14 protein-coding genes are annotated in these 18,230 nt (G+C 63.0%); 6 read left to right on the top strand and 8 right to left on the bottom strand.

Going from position 1 to position 18,230, the window contains the following annotated elements:
- Positions 1-61 precede the first annotated feature (61 nt).
- From QWY79_RS06255 to QWY79_RS06285, 7 genes are all read right to left on the bottom strand, one after another.
- Complete coding sequence (locus QWY79_RS06255) at positions 62-985, bottom strand: flagellin N-terminal helical domain-containing protein (RefSeq protein ID WP_290270971.1); 924 nt, start codon at positions 983-985, stop codon at positions 62-64.
- Positions 986-1,091: 106 nt separating this feature from the next.
- Positions 1,092-1,991, bottom strand: a complete 900-nt coding sequence (locus QWY79_RS06260; protein ID WP_290270973.1) for a flagellin N-terminal helical domain-containing protein — start codon at positions 1,989-1,991, stop codon at positions 1,092-1,094.
- 188 nt (positions 1,992-2,179) lie between these two features.
- Positions 2,180-3,547, bottom strand: coding sequence for a flagellar filament capping protein FliD (gene fliD / locus QWY79_RS06265; protein WP_290270974.1), 1,368 nt, complete (start codon positions 3,545-3,547; stop codon positions 2,180-2,182).
- Positions 3,548-3,681: 134 nt separating this feature from the next.
- The gene (gene fliD, locus QWY79_RS06270; protein ID WP_290270976.1) at positions 3,682-5,046 is read right to left on the bottom strand and encodes a flagellar filament capping protein FliD; all 1,365 of its coding nucleotides are present in this window, start codon (positions 5,044-5,046) and stop codon (positions 3,682-3,684) included.
- A 135-nt stretch (positions 5,047-5,181) separates the two neighbouring features.
- A complete protein-coding gene (locus QWY79_RS06275; RefSeq protein WP_290270977.1) occupies positions 5,182-7,815 on the bottom strand; it encodes a sensor domain-containing phosphodiesterase in 2,634 nt (877 codons plus the stop codon).
- 82 nt (positions 7,816-7,897) lie between these two features.
- Complete coding sequence (locus QWY79_RS06280) at positions 7,898-9,772, bottom strand: methyl-accepting chemotaxis protein (protein ID WP_290270979.1); 1,875 nt, start codon at positions 9,770-9,772, stop codon at positions 7,898-7,900.
- 222 nt (positions 9,773-9,994) lie between these two features.
- On the bottom strand, positions 9,995-11,659 hold the full coding sequence (locus QWY79_RS06285) for a methyl-accepting chemotaxis protein (RefSeq protein WP_290270981.1): 1,665 nt from the start codon (positions 11,657-11,659) through the stop codon (positions 9,995-9,997).
- A 250-nt stretch (positions 11,660-11,909) separates the two neighbouring features.
- On the opposite strand from QWY79_RS06285, the gene QWY79_RS06290 reads away from it, so the two are divergent.
- Positions 11,910-12,275 carry a flagellar protein FlaG gene (locus tag QWY79_RS06290; protein WP_290270983.1) on the top strand — a complete coding sequence of 122 codons (366 nt, stop codon included), beginning with the start codon at positions 11,910-11,912 and terminating at the stop codon, positions 12,273-12,275.
- Here QWY79_RS06290 and fliE read toward each other — a convergent pair.
- The gene (fliE, locus tag QWY79_RS06295) at positions 12,272-12,601 is read right to left on the bottom strand and encodes a flagellar hook-basal body complex protein FliE (RefSeq protein WP_290270985.1); all 330 of its coding nucleotides are present in this window, start codon (positions 12,599-12,601) and stop codon (positions 12,272-12,274) included. The genes QWY79_RS06290 and fliE overlap by 4 nt on opposite strands.
- A 284-nt stretch (positions 12,602-12,885) precedes the next feature.
- On the opposite strand from fliE, the gene fliF reads away from it, so the two are divergent.
- From fliF to fliJ, 5 genes are read left to right on the top strand one after another with little or no spacing between them, the layout of a single operon-like run.
- Complete coding sequence (fliF, locus tag QWY79_RS06300; protein WP_290270987.1) at positions 12,886-14,637, top strand: flagellar basal-body MS-ring/collar protein FliF; 1,752 nt, start codon at positions 12,886-12,888, stop codon at positions 14,635-14,637.
- Entirely contained in the window at positions 14,627-15,625 is a 999-nt protein-coding gene (gene fliG / locus QWY79_RS06305; protein ID WP_290270989.1) for a flagellar motor switch protein FliG, read from the top strand. The genes fliF and fliG overlap by 11 nt, the downstream gene beginning before the upstream one ends.
- On the top strand, positions 15,618-16,367 hold the full coding sequence (locus tag QWY79_RS06310; RefSeq protein ID WP_290270991.1) for a flagellar assembly protein FliH: 750 nt from the start codon (positions 15,618-15,620) through the stop codon (positions 16,365-16,367). Before fliG ends, QWY79_RS06310 begins: the two co-directional genes overlap by 8 nt.
- Before the next feature lie 3 nt (positions 16,368-16,370).
- Positions 16,371-17,765: a flagellar protein export ATPase FliI gene (gene fliI, locus QWY79_RS06315; protein WP_435389772.1), complete on the top strand. Its 1,395-nt coding sequence runs from the start codon at positions 16,371-16,373 to the stop codon at positions 17,763-17,765.
- A complete protein-coding gene (gene fliJ / locus QWY79_RS06320; protein ID WP_290270995.1) occupies positions 17,762-18,211 on the top strand; it encodes a flagellar export protein FliJ in 450 nt (149 codons plus the stop codon). Before fliI ends, fliJ begins: the two co-directional genes overlap by 4 nt.
- The last annotated feature ends 19 nt before the right edge of the window (positions 18,212-18,230 follow it).

An 18,230-nucleotide genomic window follows, 5' to 3' on the forward strand; every position in this document is an offset into this window, starting at 1 on the left:
AAGGCAAGAAAAACCCGGGCTAGAGCCCGGGTTATCTGCTGTTTGAAACGGGCAGGACCGCTTAGCCCAGCAGCGAGAGCACACTCTGAGGCGTCTGATTGGCTTGGGCCAGCATGGAGGTCCCGGCCTGCTGAAGAATATTGGCCCGTGTCATGTTCGACACTTCCTCCGCATAGTCGGCATCCTCAATGCGCGAGCGCGCCTCGGTCAGATTGGTCGAGGTGGTCTCGATATTATCCAGTGCCGTCTCGAAACGGTTCTGCATGGCACCCAGGTTGCTGCGTGATTCATCAACAGCGGAAATACGGTCGTCTAGTGTGGCAAGAGCATCGCCTTGCAGTACATCGAAACCAAGAGCGTCCTGTTCTCGAGCAACACCAGCCACTGTGCCTAGTTCACCAGCTCCAGTGCCTGCGGCGACATACCCATTAGTCCCGGCAGCGGTTGCATACATATTCCAGCCACCACCAGTCGAGGCGCTGCCATCTGCCTCTGCTGCTGCGATGCTGATATCAATCGTTTGATTGTCTTTAGAACCAACCTGGATACTGAAATCCTGATCGGTGCCTCCAGCAAACAGGTCGCGGCCGTTGAACTGCGTCTGGCTAGTGACGCGATCGATTTCCGCCAGGCGCTGATTCACCTCTTCCTGGATGGAATCGATATCCTGGGCGGTATTGGTATCGTTCTGCGCCTGGACGGTCAGCTCGCGGACACGCTGCAGATTGTCGTTGACCTGGTTCAGGGAACCTTCGGCAGTCTGGGCCAGGGAGATACCGTCGTTGGCGTTCCGCGAGGCCTGATCCAGGCCGGTCACGGTGCTGGTCATGCGGTTGGCGATGGCCTGGCCGGCGGCATCGTCGGCGGCGCTGTTGATACGCAGGCCGGAGGACAGGCGTTCCTGGGCCTGCTGCAGGGAGTTCTGGGAACTGCTCAGGTTGTTCTGCCCGATCAGGGCCGTGATATTGGTATTGATGACGGACATGTCAAATCTCCAGGATGAACTTCACGATGCCTTGTCACGGTTATCGGCCGCTCAAGGCAGAGCTTGAGGCCGATGACAAGGCATTCAGCGATTCAAGGGGAACGGCTTAGCCCAGCAGGGAGAGCACGCTCTGCGGCGTCTGGTTGGCCTGGGCCAGCATGGAGGTACCCGCCTGCTGGAGGATATTGGCCCGCGTCATGTTCGACACCTCTTCCGCGTAGTCGGCGTCCTCGATACGCGAGCGCGCCTCGGTCAGATTGGTCGAGGTGGTCTCGATATTATCCAGTGCCGTCTCGAAGCGGTTTTGCATGGCACCCAAGTTACTGCGTGTTTCGTCTACAGCACTTATCTTGTCGTCGAGGACTGATAGGGCATCAGTCTCAAGAACATCAAACCCATTCGCGACTCCGCTACGACTCTCATCACCAACAGTCTGAGTACTTACATCTGTCCCAGTATTTGAGTACATATTCCAACCACCGGAAGTAGTGGAAGTTCCACTTCCACTTGCACCTGCAATATCGATGCTAATGGTTTCGCCGTCTTTAGCCCCCACTTGGATCGAAAACGAGGTTCCAGCCGTACCATTCGCATCAAAAACTGAACGACCGTTAAACTCAGTCTGACTGGTCACACGATCGATTTCCGCCAGGCGCTCATTCACTTCTTCCTGGATGGAGTCGATATCCTGGGCGGTATTGGTATCGTTCTGCGCCTGGACGGTCAGCTCGCGGACACGCTGCAGGTTGTCGTTGACCTGGTTCAGGGAACCCTCGGCAGTCTGGGCCAGGGAGATGCCGTCGTTGGCGTTGCGCGAGGCCTGATCCAGGCCGGTCACGGTGCTGGTCATGCGGTTGGCGATGGCCTGGCCGGCGGCATCGTCGGCAGCGCTGTTGATGCGCAGGCCGGAAGACAGGCGCTCCTGGGCCTGCTGCAGGGAGTTCTGGGAACTGCTCAGGTTGTTCTGCCCGATCAGGGCCGTGATGTTGGTATTGATCACAGACATGGGATCGTTCCTTCTGGGTTGAGGGCTCCATCGGCCACCCCGTCCGTTCGGCGGGGCCTGCCACCACGGCGCCATAGGCCGTTATATGGTTTAACGGCCGATAGGGCGCTTGACTTTAGGGTCGAGAGATAATTTCTCTGGCGACGTTCCATGTGGATGGCGGGCAACATCGGGGAAAACGAACGGGATCAACCCTGATTTGACTGGCCGGCGAGGGTCGACAACTGCTGGGTCAGGTAGGCGCTGGTGGCATTCATCTGCGCGATCATGCCATCCAGTTGACTGAACTGCTTGCGATAGCGCTCGACGGTGCGCTCGACGCTTTCTTCCGTGCGAATATAACGATCCTCGAGGCGGCTGACCTGTGCCTCGGAGCTGCTGATGGCGCTCTCGATGCTGCCCTCATCACCGAGCATCTGGCCGAGTGTCTCGTCCAGCCGGCCCGCCATGCCACCTTCCTCGCTGGTACCGGCGAAGAACTCGCTCACCGCCTCCGGGGTCTCGGTCAGTGCCTCGTCCAGCTTGCTGTCATCCAGCTCCAGGCGCCCATTGGCCTGCAGGGAAATACCCAACTGCGACAGCATGCTGAGCTCGCCATCGCTCACGGGGTCGACCAGGGCACGGCTCATGTCAGACGCGATATTGCGCAACGTGCGGTCACCGACCAGCTCGCCGGCGGTCGAGGCATCCCCGGTAGCCTCGGTCATGCGTCCCATGGTGGACTTCAGCTTATTGTAGGTATCGACGAAGGCGGTGATCGCCTCCTTGACCGATTCCTCGTCCTGCTCCACCACCAGGCTCAGGGTCTCGCCGGAGGCGGCGGGGTCGAGCGCCAGCGTCACGCCTTGAATGGCACCCTCGACGGTATTGGACGCACTGGTGATGGCGATGCCATTGATATCGAGCTCGGCATCGAGGCCCTGCTGATGGGTATCGGCATCTTGGCCCAGGGTCACCCCGCCCGCCAGATCGGTGAAGGCCATGCTGGCAAGCCCGGCATCGGCCCCGCTCTCGCGGGAGCTGAGCACCAGACGGTAACCGGTGCCATCGTTGATGATGGAGGCGTCCACCCCGGCATCGGGGTCGTCGTTGATGGTGTCGCGGATCCCCTCTAGGCTGGCATTTTCCGCCAACTCGATGCTGGCACTGGTACTGCCATTGCCGAAGGTCAGGTCCAGGGTGGCACTCGCACCGGTCAGGGGCTTTTCCAGGTCGCTCACCCGAGTGCTCGCCAGGCTGCCGGCGCGGGCGGTCTGGTCCACGGTGATTTCGTAGCGCCCGGGGCTGGCCTCCTCGCCGGTGGTAGCCGTCATGCCCTCGCCCAGCACGCTGGCCGAAAGACTCTGATAGAGCGCGCCGTCATTGAGCTCGGCAACGGTATCGCGAAACTCGCTCAATCCGGACTGCAGGCGACCATAGGCAGAGATTTTCGCCTGTTCCTGGGTCTTCCGCTCGGTGATGGGATTGAGCTTCTGCCGTTCGGCAGATTCCAGCTGGTCGAGTAGACCGCTGAGATCGAGGCCGGAACCGACGCCCAGTGATGAAATGCTAGCCATGGAGGTTGCCTCTACATGATCGCCTGTTACGGCCCTGCCAAGGCTTATCGGCCACGAACGCAAAAACTTTACACAAAAAACCCGGCTATCGGGCCGGGTCTCGCGAGGAGGAGAAGAGGTGAGGAGCCAGAAGATTACAATAGCCCGCCGCCGCCACCAGAGTTCATGCCGCTCAACTGCTGTGTGAGGTAGCTACTGGTCTGATTCATCTGGGCTACCATGCTGTCGAGCTGATTGAACTGGGTGCGGTAACGCTCCACGGTCTGCTCGATGCTGTCTTCCGTACGGGTATAGCGTTCACCAAGCCGATCGATCTGGTTCTCGGCACCCTGAATGGCATTGCCCAGAGCGCCGGTGTCGCTGGTCAGCTGTTCGGTGGTCTCGGTGAGACGCTCCGCGAGGCCGGGGGTAGTGTCATCACCGGCGAAAAAGGTCTCGACGGCGGCGGGGTCCTCGACCAGGGCACTATCCAGCTCATCCTGATCGAGCTCCAGGGTGCCATCCACGTTCATCGAGAGCCCCACATCGCTGAGCATCGAGAGCTCGCCCCCCGCCTGACCACCGCTGGACAGATCGCCACGCAGGCGGGACTCGATGGTGCGCACGGCACTGTCACCATTGAGGGCACCAGCCTGGCTACCCTCGCCGTTGAAGGCCGTCAGGTTATCGGTAGCTTCTTTCAAAGCGTTGTAGTTCTCCACGAAGCCGGTGACCGCCTCGCGAATCGATTCGTCGTCACGCGCCACGCTCAAAGTGCTCGACCCCTCCTGCTGCAGATCCAGGTCCACGCCCTGGATGGCCCCCTCCACCCGGTTGGTGGTGCTGGTGATGGCGATGCCATTGACCTCCAGACTGGCATCCTGCCCTCCCTGGGTTTCGGTGGTAGCACTCAGCGTGACCTGGTCGGCCATGGTCGCGAAGTTGGTGCCGGTGATACTGGCCTGCTCGCCGGTATCCTCGGACATCAGTGCCAACCGATGCCCAGTGCCATCGTCGATGATCGAGGCATTCACCGCGGCGTCCGGATCGGCGTTCACTGCATCGCGTACGTCTGCCAGGGTGCTGCCGGCGGCGATGTTCACGCTGTGATCCAACCCGGCATCCTGAAAGCTGAGGTCCAGCGTGGTGTCGGCACTGTTGAGCTCGGCTTCAGGATCGGCCACGCGCTGGGTCGCCCGGCTGCCGGATGTCGCCAGATCGTTGACGGTGACGTTGTATTCGCCGCTGGCGGCATCGCTGTCGGCCGAGGCCTTGAAGGCATCGCCGCTGATACTGGCCTCATGGCCCTGAAAGAGCTCGGGGTCACTGAGCTTGTCGGCCGCGTCGCCGAAGGACGAAAGCGCGCTCTCCAGCTCGCCGTAGGCGGAGATCTTGACCTCCTGCTCCTGCACCTGCTGCTGAATCGGTTCGAGCTTGGCCCGTTCGGCCTCCTGCAACTGGTTGAGCAGGCTATTGAGTTCAAGCCCCGACCCCACGCCGAGTGAAGAAATGCTCGCCATACCGTGCCGCCTCTGGCTGGTGAATAAAAGTCTCTGAGAGGGGTATCGACCGCACTTTCGGGAACTTTAGCCAGGCACCGAAGATACCTGAAGCTACTAGACGCGCTTGGGCAAGCTCCCTGGCAATGACCTCGCTCATATCGCCTGCCAATTCGCGAGACCGTAAACGCCGGAGCGATACTCACGACCGGTGGCCTGCCCGGTTGCTTCAGGCAACCGGTCGGGTAGTGCTTGCAGCCGATCCAGCGGCATTGGCTTCGCGAACAGAAATCCCTGCAGTAGATCACACTGGCGACGGCCAAGATCCCGCTGCTGATCAAAGGTTTCGATGCCTTCCGCGACGACCTGCAGATTCATGTGATGGGCCATGGTGATAATGCCCTGTACGATGGCCGCATTGCCCGAACAGGTCAGAATATCCTGGATGAAGGCACGATCCAGCTTGACCCTGTGAATGGGTAGATCGCGGAGGTAACTGAGGCTGGAGAAGCCCGTACCGAAATCGTCGATGGCAATCGTGATGCCCCGCTCGCGCAATTTCCCGATCAGCGCAATGGCCTGTTCGGCGCCCCGCATCAGGATGCTTTCGGTCACCTCCAGTTCGAGGAGTTCAGGCGGAAGTTGTGTCTCGTCCAGAATGCGCGTGACTTCATCCAGGAAACCATCGCGCCGAAACTGCAGGGGCGAGATGTTGACCGAGACCGGGAAGACTCGCTCACCCTGCGCCAGACGATCCGCCATGCTCTGACACGCATGCCTCAGCACCCAGCGTCCCAGTGTGATGATTTGCCCGGTTTGTTCAGCCAGGGGAATGAACTCCGCTGGAGAGATCAGCCCGTGCTCGGGATGCTGCCACCGGACCAGGGCCTCGACACTGCGAATTCGCCCGCTGAACGCCTCCACGATCGGCTGATAATAGAGCTCGAACTGCTGCTCACGCAGCGCCACCTGCATATCATGTCGTAACAGGCATCTGGCATTGATGCGCTGTCTGACACCTTCCTTGTACCACTGCCAGGTGTTGCGCCCTTGACGCTTCGCCTCTTCCAGTGCCAATCCCGCATTTTGCAGCAACTCCTGGGAACATACGGTGCCGGCATCAGTGTAGGCCACTCCAATACTGGTACTGATGTACAACTCACGTCCCGCGATCTCGATGGGCATATCAAATGCATCGAGAATTGACTGTGCCTTATCCGTCACTTCGTTCCGGTTCTCGAACCCCGGAAACAGCATGACGAACTCATCGCTGGCGATACGGGCCAATGTATCGCTGGCTCCGAGCAACAGACGCAGTCGGTCGGCGACAGCGGCCAGTAGCAGGTTGCCCACATGGTGGCCCAGGCCATCATTGATAACCCTGAAACCATCAAGGTCGAGGTACATCACGACCAGCGTATGGCGCTGCTCACGGCTTGAGCGAAACTCACTTTCGAGACGACCATCCAGGGCGGAACGGTTGGCTAACCCCGTCAGCACATCATGCGACGCCTGATAGGCAAGCTGCGCTTCCTGTTCCAACTGTTGGGTAATATCTTCCAGCGTCCCGATGAAGTGGGTGCACTTACCCGTCTCGTCGACCACAGGGCTGATCGACAGATTATTCCAGAATGTCGAGCCATCCTGACGATAATTGAGCAGTGTGACCTCCACGGCGGAGCACCTTCGCAAGGCATCACGGATGGTGTCTATGCTCGCCGGGGCGGTCTCACTGCCCTGAAGGAAACGACAGTTCCTGCCGATGACCTGGCTGAATTCATGGCCCGTTATCCGGCAGAAGGCATCGTTGGCATAGACCAGCGGCATGTCTTCCTGTGTGGCATCGGCCATGATCACCCCGACCGGGCTCGCCTCGATTCCTCGCTGCAATAATCGAAGGTCGGATTCCTGGTGCTTGCGCTGAGTGATATCGCGACAAATACCATAGACACCGACAACGTCTTCATCGATGGTCACCGGAAAATTGGTGATTTCCAGATGATAGACGTGGCCATTGGCATGGATGCCGGCCGTTTCGTAATGGCGAGTCTCTCCTGACCTTGCTGCATCGAAGGCATCCTGAGTGAGCTCCCGATATTCAGGGTCGATGAAATCATTGAAATGCCGTCCCACAAGCGCTTCTTCTGCATAGCCGGATATCCGTTCAAGGGCCGTATTACCACGCTGGAAACGCCCTTCCAGGTCGAACTCATAGACCCCTTCCGGATGGTTATCAAACAGGGAGCGGTACCACTCGGCCAATGCCCGGTGAGAACGGCTTTCCTGGTCACGCATGATGGCAAGCGCCACCAGCGCAGCGCCCTGCCGCAACCACTGAAGGCTGCTCTCGGCAGGGGCCGCGGACTCTCGAAAATAGGCATCGAAGGTGCCCAGCAACTCCCCGGACGCGTTCAGTACCGGGCAGGACCAGCAAGCCTGCAACCCTTCGTCCAGCGCATCACGCCGCAGGTCATGCCAACGTGCATCGCTTACGATGTTGACCGTGACCATTGGCCGACGCCAGTAGCCAGCTGCACCAAAGGAGGGCGCATTCGGCCCGATCCCGACCTGCTGAAGGCGTTCGCAGTAACGCTTGGAAAAACGCTGGCTGGGCAACAAGCTGAGCGTGCACCGGGCTTGATCGAAACGCATGAAGGCGGCGCTGGCGCCGGGCAGCAGGATACCTGCCCAGCCGGCGATAGCGTCCAGCGTGTTGTCCAGCGGCGCCTGACGGGCAATCAGCTCATGGACATCCTGCTGCGCTTCCAGCAGGGCAAGATCATCTGTCATCGACTGACTCCATACCGCACAGAAAGAAGAGCCATGGAGCTTGTTTCTTCTGCCAAAAGGCTCGCAATACGCCAAAGCTTCCTTACACCAACTCGGTGCCTGACTCGACCTGCCGAGGTGCCGGCTCGGTGCGAGCCGAAGTCGTGTCGGCACGACGCTGGCTCAGGGTGAAGCCGCCCACGGCAGCGGACAGGCGGTCGGCCTGATCCTTGAGCTGTTCGGCGGCGGTGGTCGACTCTTCCACCAGGGCGGCGTTTTGCTGGGTCATGCGGTCAAGCTCGGAGACCGCCACATTGACCTGACTGATGCCCTCACTTTGCTCACCGGTAGCGGCGGTGATCTCGCCCAGCACATCGGTCACCCGGGTGACACTCTCGACGATCTCGGCCATGGTCTCACCCGCCTGGCGCACCTGGCTGGCGCCTTCCTCGGTGCGTTCCACGGAGGTATCGATCAGGCCCTTGATCTGCTTGGCCGCCTCGGCACTGCGGCTTGCCAGCTGACGGACCTCGTCGGCTACCACCGCGAAGCCGCGTCCTTGCTCACCAGCGCGGGCCGCCTCCACCGAAGCGTTGAGCGCCAGCAGGTTGGTCTGGAAGGCAATGCTGTCCATCACGCTGACGATCTCGCTGATCTGCCGCGAAGAGTCGCTGATGCCTTGCATGGTCTCGACTACCTGGTCGACCGCCTCGCCGCCGCGCCGGGCGACATCGGAGGAGGATTCGGCCAGGCCGTTGGCCTGACGCGAGGACTCGGCGGTGTGCTCCACGGTGCTGGTGATTTCCTCCATGGAGGCCGAGGTCTGCTGCAGGCTGGAGGCGGCGTTCTCGGTGCGGCGCGAAAGGTCCTGCCCGCCGGTGGCGATCTCGGTGGCGGCGACCCGCACCGATTCGCTGCTGTCGCGGATGGTGGTCATCACCTCTTCCATGCGCGACACGAACTGGTTGAAGGCTGTCGCGATCTGCGCCACTTCGTCCTTGCCGTCCGCCGGCAGCCTTCGGGTCAAGTCGCCGCTGCCGCTGGCCACGTTGTCCATGGCATCGCGCACCGCCAGCAGGCGACGGAAGACGACACGCAGCAAGGCACCCAGCAGGATGGCCGCACCCAGGGCGACCAGCACCAGGGTGATCGCGGAAGCGCTCATCACGCCTCGCAGGCCGGCAGTGGCCTCGAATTCGTCCAGCGCCACCACCAGTTGCCAGTCGGTACCGTCGATGGGCTGGCCACGCAGCAGCTTGTCCGACTCGCCCAGCATGACATGCCTGGGGGCCTCGACTTCGGGCAGCTCACTCAATGACGCAGGCGTCAGGGCCGGGGAGAGCTCGCCGACCGGCTCGAGGCTCATCTCGGGATCGGGATGGGCCACCAGGGTGCCGTCGGCGGACGCCAGGAACGCCAGGCTCGAGGGAGTGGGGGCGATCTGGTCGACGATATCGACGATGGCGTCGATGGCCACGTCGCCGCCGGCCACGGCGATCAACTGGCCGTCGCGGTAGAAGGGGGTGGCGAAGGTCACCACCAGCTTGTCTGAGGTGGCGTCCTCGTAGGGCGCGGTGACCACGGTGGACTCGGCCTCCACGGCCTGGCGGTACCAGGGACGCTCGCGCGGGTCGTAGCCATCCGGGGTCTCGCTGGCCGAGAAGACGACGTCACCATTCGCCGGATCGGCGATATAGGTATTCATGAAGTCGCCGGACACCAGCAACTGCTCGAGAGCGGGCATGGGGCTTTCGCTGGTCGCCACGGCATCCAGGGCCTCGAGCATGCCGATGCGGGCGTCGACCCATTCCTCGATGGCCTGACCGTTGCCGTGCGCCACGGCCCGGAGGTTCTGGTCGATCTGGCGTTCGTTGTGGGATTCGACGGTGAAGTAACTGGCCGCGCCGTTGATGATCAACGCCACGGCAATCACCGTCAGGGTGGCGATGAGAATACGCAGTCGCAATGAGGTCAGCATGAACACTCTCGTGGATGGGGAGGTTGGGATGAATAAAGGGTATCGGCGAGAACCGCGCCGACTTGAGCCCCTCCCGCGAACCACGGTGCCCATCATGCTGACGGGTCACTGGCGACGGTCGATGAACAGGCTGTTGCCCGACTGATGCTTGGCCTGCGTGCTGACATCGGCCCTGGGTGACCCGATGCCCGGGTACTCCGATAGCATCATCCCGTCCCCTGCCTATGCGGGCTGCAGCGCCGCGTCTTCCGATTCTTCCTCTCGGGCCACGTCCGATGATGTCTCGGCGGCCGGCGTCACGCTGTCTTCCTCCAGCGCTCTCGGGGCAATGTCGGCCGCCGCCAGCATGAAGCGCCCGGTGAAGTCGCGCATGTGGCCGGCCTGGACTTCCAGCGCCTCGGCGGTCTCGTTGGCACGTTCCACCAGTCCATGGTTGCGCTGGGTCACGGTTTCCATCTGGTTCATGTCCCGATTGAGCGCCACCAGGCCTCGATGCTGTTCCTCCGAGGCCTGGGCGACCTGCTCGATGCGCTCGTCGACTCCCTGAATGGCGGCGACGATGTCGCGCATGTCGTCGCCGGCCTGACGGGACAGCGACTTGCCCTGCTCTACGCTGGCCGCGGAGGCTGCGATCAGCTCGCGAATGTCACGGGCCGCGCGGCCGCTGCGCGACGCCAGATTGCGCACCTCGCCGGCCACCACCGCAAACCCGCGACCGTGCTCGCCGGCCCGCGCCGCTTCCACTGAAGCGTTGAGCGCCAGCAGATTGGTCTGGAAGGCGATGTCGTCGATCAGCCCGACGATCTCGCCGATACGCCCCGAGCGTTCGTGCACCTCGCCCATGGTATCGACGAAGGCCTTCACCACTTCACCGCCACGGCTGGCCTTGTCGCTCGCCCGCTCTGCCAGTTGGCTCGCTTCGCGCACATGCTCGGTATTGTCGGCCACCGAGACGGTCATCTCATCGAGGTTCGCGGCGGTCCGTTCCAGGGAACCGCCCTGCTGCCGGGTGCGCGCCGCGAGTTCCTGATTGCTCTCGCTCAGGTGCGAGGCGCCATCGAACACCCGGTCGGCGCTTTCCCGCACCTGCCGCACCGTGCCGGCCAGCGCGCGCCGCATGCCGTCGAGCTCGCGGAAGAGTCGGTCGATCTCGTTGTCGCCGCGCGCCGCCACCTCTCCGGTCAGGTCGCCCTCGGCGATACGCCGGAAATGGGCGATGACGTCGCCCAACGGGCGCAGCACATTGCGCCGCACGCCCCAGACCACCACCGCGACGATGAGCAGCGCCGCGACCAGGGCGCCCCCCAGGGCCAGATTGAGCCAGCCCGAGAGCTCGACGAATCGCGCTGCCTGAGCATCGCCCTGCGTCTCGGCGTTGGCGAAGAAGCCATCCGCCTCCTGCATGAAGGCCTGGCTCATGTCACTGACCCGCGACTGGCCCGAGTCATAGGCGCCGACATCGCCTTCCTGCAACAGCATCAACTGCAACGACAGGCCGGTCCCCAGCAGCGACTGGAAGCGTGACGCCAGGGTGTCCACGATCGCCTGGTCGGCGGCCGGCACGGCCAGGAAGCGCTCGAAGGCCGCCTCGGCCTCTTGCATGCGCTGCTCGGCACGCTCGAGCACCGGCCCGGGGCGATCGAAGGACGGCGTGCGCAGCAGATGAGCGGCTCGGTCCATGGCCACCTGGGTCCGCAAGGTAGCGATATAGGCCTGATGGAGGGCCCGGGATTGCTCGACATTCTGCTCGCGCAGCGTATCGAAGGCCGTGCGGCCGTGCTGGTTGGCGTAGAGGCCGAGGGCGCCGAGGGTCACCAGGATCACCGTGAAGGCGATCAGCACCAGGAGACCGCTGAGGCGGATGGACATTTGCTCGATGAAGCGCATCGGAAGATTCCATGACTGACGGTTGGCGATGACGGGCCACGCAGCGCGGCCTCGATGACGCTTCTATCAGCGTTTCATGACATTCCGATGGCACGACCGACTCAAGCTACTGAATTTCCTGTTTTAACGCTAGATCGCCCCATGACTCTAAAGGATCGAAGCTCCTGGCCGATAACGTTAAGAATCGCTATCTCCAAGCGGCAAGCGACAAGCCAAGGAATGACCCACAAGATTAAGAGGGAGGCTGACGATGACATCGCCACTGACCGATGCGACCTCGACGCAGGGACGGGCCGGCGTCGACACGAGCTCGACACGACGACAGGTCGAAACGGCTCTGGATGTCCTCCCCCCGACGGGCAGCGTGCTCGGCGAGGGCGAAGGCCGCGAGACCGTCAAACGCGGCGAGCTGGTGGCGCCGTTGCAGCGCGTCAATGAGGTGCTTCGCCCCTATGGCGTGGAGTTCGAGCTCGACGAGGGCACCTCCCGCGTGGTGACACGGCTGGTCGACCGGGAGAGCGGCGAGGTGATCCGCCAGATTCCCGCCGAGGAGGTGCTGCGCGTCGCCGAGCGCATCGAGGAATTGCGAAGAGGCTTGATCCGACAGCAAGCCTAGACCCGCATGTTCATGACGTCCTTGTAGGCCGTGATCAGTCGGCTGCGCACCTGCTTGCCCATCTCGAAGGCCACGCTGGCCTTCTGCACATCGACCATGACGTCATCGAGTTCCACTCCCGGTTTACCAGCCTGGAAGTCACGCGTCTTTTCCGCGGCTTCCTGCTTGAGCGTGTTGATGCGCTCGATGGAGGTCTGCAGCTCGTCGACGAAACCACCCTCTCCGACTGTCGTGGAGAGCTGCTGCCCCTTGGGCGACTGGCCAGCAGCCTGACTGGTGAGACTTTGCATCTGGGTCAGGGCCGACTCGAGAGCGGGTGAACTCATTGCGACTCCAGGAAAGGTCAGGGTTTCAAGGCATCGGCACCGAAAATCCACAGGCTCGCCGACGGTTCGGGCAAAGCCTAACAGGGTGCGGCAGCGCGTCATGCCACCAAATAACGCGCAAAAATCGGGCTTTTCACACCTTTGGGTCGACGCACGCCACGGATAATAGCCCCATCCAAGCTCCGCCCCGACCCCGGGCGGCGAACCGTGATGGACGGAACGCAGTCGATGCCTTCTTCTTTTGACACCCTGGACGCTGGCGCCGAACGAGCGAGGAGGCCCACATGAGTAGTGGCGCCTCCGCCGGCGGCCGTCAGGATAACCAGTCCGCTTCCAGCTTCGCGCGCTTAAAGCGTCAGTTGCGCGGCAGCCCACTCTTGATCCTGCTGATCGCCGGCGCCGCCTCGATCGCCGTGATCGCCGCTCTGCTTTTGTGGGCCAGCGCTCCGCAGTACCGCGTGCTGTACAGCAACCTCAGCGAGGCCGATGGCGGCAGCATCATCGCCGAACTGGACAGCCGCAGCATCCCCTACCGTTTCAGCCAGGGCGGACAGGCCTTGATGGTCCCCGGCAACCAGGTTCATAAGCTGCGCCTGCAACTGGCCGAGCAGGGGCTGCCGAAAGGCGGCAACGTGGGCCTGGAGCTGATGGAGAACCAAGCCTTCGGCATCAGCCAGTTCGCCGAGCAGATCAACTACCAACGCGGCCTGGAGGGCGAGCTGGCACGTTCCATGGAGTCACTGGGGCCGGTTGCCGGCGCCAGGATACACCTGGCGTTGGCCAAGGATTCGGTATTCGTGCGCCGCCGCGAGCCAGCCAAGGCTTCCGTGGTGCTGACCCTGGAGCCCGGCCGTGCCCTCGGCGAAGGACAGGTCAACGCCATCGCCCATATGGTCTCGAGCAGCGTGCCCGACCTGCCCACCGAGGCGGTAACGGTGGTCGATCAGGACGGACACCTGCTGTCGAGTCCAGACGGCGGCTCCACGGGGCTCGACGGTACCCAGCTGGATTACGTCGCCGAGGTGGAGCGCACCTATCGTCAACGCATCGAGGCAATCCTCACGCCGATCCTTGGCCGCGACAATGTGCGCGCTCAAGTCACCGCGCAGCTCGATTTCTCCCGGCGCGAGGAAACCGCCGAACGCTATACCCCCAACCAGTCATCCAACGAAGCTGCGGTGCGCAGCCGGCAGACAAGCCTCAACCTCGACGGTGATGACCTGGCCAGTGGCGTGCCGGGGGCGCTGAGCAACTCCCCTCCCGGTTACGCTGAATCGCCCATCGCGACGCCGTCGGAAGACGACGAAGGTGCGACGACCGACGAGGCACAGGGCGACGAAGAAGAGGCGGGCGAACCGGCCCCCCAGTCCCGGGGACACCTCAACCGTGATGACGTGATCAACTATGAAGTCGACCGCCAGGTCTCGCATGTGGAGCACCAACGTGGCCAGGTCGAGCGCTTGTCCGCCGCGGTAGTGGTCGACTACCAGCAGACGCCCGCCGACGAACCCGACGCCGAACCGACAGCCACGCCCCTTGGCGACGAAGAACTGGCCCAGGTGGAGCGACTGGTGCGGCAAGCCCTGGGGTTCTCGGAAACGCGCGGCGACCAGGTGACGGTGGTCAACCGACCCTTCGCCGACCAAGCCTCTCAGGAGGCGGAACAGCTGGCCTGGTGGCAAGACCCCGCGCTTCAGCGCCTGGCCTTCGGACTGGGCCGCTATCTGCTGGTGGGGATCGCTCTACTGCTGCTTTACCTGCTGATCCTGCGCCCGCTGATCCGGCGCTACACGGCACAGCCTCTACCCGCCGCGACTCCATCGGCACCCAGCGTCGACGCCCGGGCCGGCGACGAACCCGCGGAAGAGAATACAACGGACGGCGAGGATGCAGCGGCGAGCTACGAGCAGCCCCGACGCCGGCGCAAGACCTCGGCTTATGAGCAGAACCTGAAAGACCTGCGGGAGATGGCCCAGGAAGATCCCCGCATGGTGGCCATGATCGCTCGCGGCTGGATGAACAAGCATGAGCAATAAAATGAGCGGCACACGCCGCAGCGCCATCCTCCTGCTGGCCCTGGACGAAGACAGCGCAGCCGAAGTGTTCAAGCACATGACGGCCAAGGAGGTTCAACAGATCAGCCTGGAAATGGCGACCCTGGATCAGATCTCTCACGATGAGATGCGCCAGGTGCTGCAGTACTTCCACGATGAGACAGAGGAGTTCATTGCCCTGAACCTCAGCTCCAGCGATCACATTCGCTCGGTATTGACCAAGGCGTTGGGCAGCGAACGCGCCTCGAGCCTCATCGAGGACGTCATGGAAACCTCCAGCACCAGCACCGGCATCGATGCCCTCAACCTGATGGAAGCCTCCATGGTGGCCGAGCTGATCCGCGACGAGCACCCGCAGATCATTGCCACCATCCTGATTCATCTCGATCGCCATCAGGCCTCCGATGTGCTCGAGATGTTCGATGACAAGCTGCGTAACGATGTGGTGTTGCGCATCGCCACCTTCAGCGGCGTCCAGCCGGCCGCACTGCAGGAACTCACCGAGGTCCTGACCAACATGCTCGACGGCCAGAACCTGAAACGCAGCAAGATGGGCGGCGCCCGCACCGCGGCGGAGATCCTCAACCTGATGAATACCCATCAGGAAGAGGCCGCCATCGATACCGTACGTTCTCACAGCGAAGAGCTCGCGCAGAAGATCATCGACGAGATGTTCCTGTTCGAGAACATGCTCGACCTGGATGACCGAAGCATCCAGCTGGTGCTCAAGGAGATCGACTCCAACTCCCTGGTAGTCGCACTCAAGGGGGCGCCGGAGGCACTCACGGAGAAGTTCATGCGCAACATGTCGCAACGTGCTGCCGACCTCCTGCGCGAAGACATGGAAGCCCGTGGACCAATCCGGGTCTCCCAGGTGGAAGCCGAGCAGAAGACCATCCTGCAGGTGGTGCGCCGCCTGGCCGACGCTGGCGAAGTGGTGCTGAGTGGAGGAGACGAGGCCTATGTCTGACGATGCGCGAAACACGCGGGATACCGCCGCAACCTCGAGCTGGCGACGCTGGCGCATGGGTGAATTGCGCGCCGAGCAGGAGGAGGTCGCCACCGAGGCCGAGGCCCAAGCCGTGCATACCCGGCGCCAGGAGGCTCGTCGCCAACAGGAAGCCCTTGATGCACTGCGCGAGCAGGTCCGACGCGACGCCTACGAAGAAGGGCTGCGCCAGGGACGGGAGGCAGGACATGCCGAGGGCCTCGCCCAGGGGCGCGAGGACGCTCAGCAAGCAGCCGATGCGGCCTTTGAACGCCGCCTGGAGGAAGAAATCGCTCCCCTGCGGACACTCACGGGCCAGTTCAAAGAGGCTCTGGCTGTGCTGGATGACGCCATCGCCGATGATCTCGTCGATCTCGCTCTGGCCACGGGGCACCAGCTGGCCGGTGAAGCGCTCAAGGCGCGACCACGGCAGGTTCTCGAACTGGTACGAGCTCTGCTGCACACCGAGCCGCCCCTGGTCGGGCAGCAACGGCTCTGGCTGCACCCTCTAGATCTGCGACTGGTGGAGAAGACTCTGGGCGATGAGCTCGTGGCCGCCGGCTGGCGACTGCAGCCGGATGATCAGCTCAGTCGAGGGGGTTGCCGTGTGACCAGCGAGAGCGGAGAACTGGACGCCACCTGGGAATCTCGCTGGCAGGCAGTACGTGATCAGCAGCGCACCCGCCGGCCCCGCACGGGAACCGCCAGCGCCACCTCGGAGTGAATGATGGGCACGACAGGCCACCCCGCACATCATCATGAACACTGGCAACGCGCCCTACGCAGCATGCGTGGCCGCGTCGACTCCCTGCCGACCAGCCGGGCCAGTGGCCGTGTGGTCCGCGCCACCGGCATGGTGATCGAGGTCGTCGGCCTGCGGGTCGCCCTTGGAAACGCCTGTCGCATCGAACTGCCCGACGTGCCGGGACAACCAGCGACCCGCTATGCCGAAGCCGAGGTGGTCGGCTTCTCCGGTGACCGACTTTTCCTGATGCCTCTGGCCGGACTTTCCGGTCTGATGCCCGGCGCCCGGGTTCACCCCCTGAGCGAAAACACCGGCGATGCCGCGCGACGCTTCCCGATCGGCGAGGATCTGCTTGGCCGAGTGGTGGATGGCAACGGCGAACCACTGGACGACCTGGGGCCGCTTGATGAGTCACCCCGCGCGCCACTGGCTCAGCCTCCCTTCAACCCTCTGGCGCGGGCCCCGATCGATACCCAGATCGACGTCGGCATCCGTGCCATCAACGCTCTGCTCAGCGTCGGACGTGGCCAGCGTATGGGGCTGTTCGCCGGATCCGGCGTCGGCAAGTCAGTATTGCTGGGCATGATGGCCCGTTATACGCGCGCCGATGTCATCGTGGTCGGCCTGATCGGTGAGCGCGGCCGCGAAGTCCAGGACTTCATCGACAACATACTCGGCGCCCATGGCCGAGAGCGTGCCGTCGTGGTCGCGGCCCCCGCCGACACCTCGCCGCTGCAACGCCTCCAGGGTGCCTCCTACGCTACCCGGCTCGCCGAAGGCTTTCGCGATCAGGGGAATGACGTCCTGCTGATCATGGACTCGCTGACACGCTACGCCATGGCGCAGCGCGAAATTGCTCTGGCCATCGGCGAACCACCGGCCACCAAGGGCTATCCGCCCTCGGTCTTCGCCAAGCTGCCGAGCCTGGTGGAACGCGCCGGCAATGCCGAGCGCGGTAGTGGCTCGATCACTGCTTTCTACACCGTGCTGACCGAGGGCGACGACCAGCAGGATCCCATCGCCGACTCGGCACGCGCAATCCTCGACGGCCATGTAGTGCTGTCCCGTGTGCTGGCCGAGGCCGGCCATTATCCGGCCATCGATATCGAGGCCTCCATCAGCCGGGCGATGAACGCCGTCATCGACGACAACCAGAGACGCCAGGCCCAGCGTTTCAAGGGCCTCTTCTCACGCTATCAGCGCAACCGCGACTTGATCAGCGTCGGTGCCTACCATCCGGGCAACGACGACCGGCTCGACGACGCCGTGCGCCGCTACCCGGACCTGGAGGCCTTCCTGCAGCAGGACATCGATGAATGCGCCGACCTCGAGGCCTCACGCCTCGCACTGGCTGGCGTATCGGGAGGCACGACATGAACCGCACGCCACTTGACACATTGAGCGAAATGGCCCGCCAGGCTCGCGACCAGGCGGGACAACGACTGGCCGGAGATCGCCACGACGCCCGCAAGGTCGCCGAGCAACTGGAGGCCCTGCAACGCTACCGAGCCGAGTACGCCGCACGACTTCAGACAGCCCTGCGCGATGGTATCGACCCGGCCTCCATGCACAACTACCAACGCTTCCTGGCCTCGCTCGACGACGCCCTGGAGCGTGCCCAACAGGCACTGGACGAACAGCAACGCCGCGTCGACCAGAGCCAGCAGCACTGGCAGAACGAGCAACGTCGACTGCGCTCCTACGACACTCTGGCCGAACGCCGTGAGGCCTCGCGCCGGCGCAGCGAGCAGCAACGCGAACAGCACGCCAGCGACGACCTGGTGAACAGCACACGGCAACGAGCGCCTCTGTTCGGAGGCTGAGACGAACATCAAGGAGACA

It is taken from the genome of Halomonas sabkhae, assembly GCF_030409265.1.
GTDB classification, from domain to species: domain Bacteria; phylum Pseudomonadota; class Gammaproteobacteria; order Pseudomonadales; family Halomonadaceae; genus Halomonas; species Halomonas halmophila.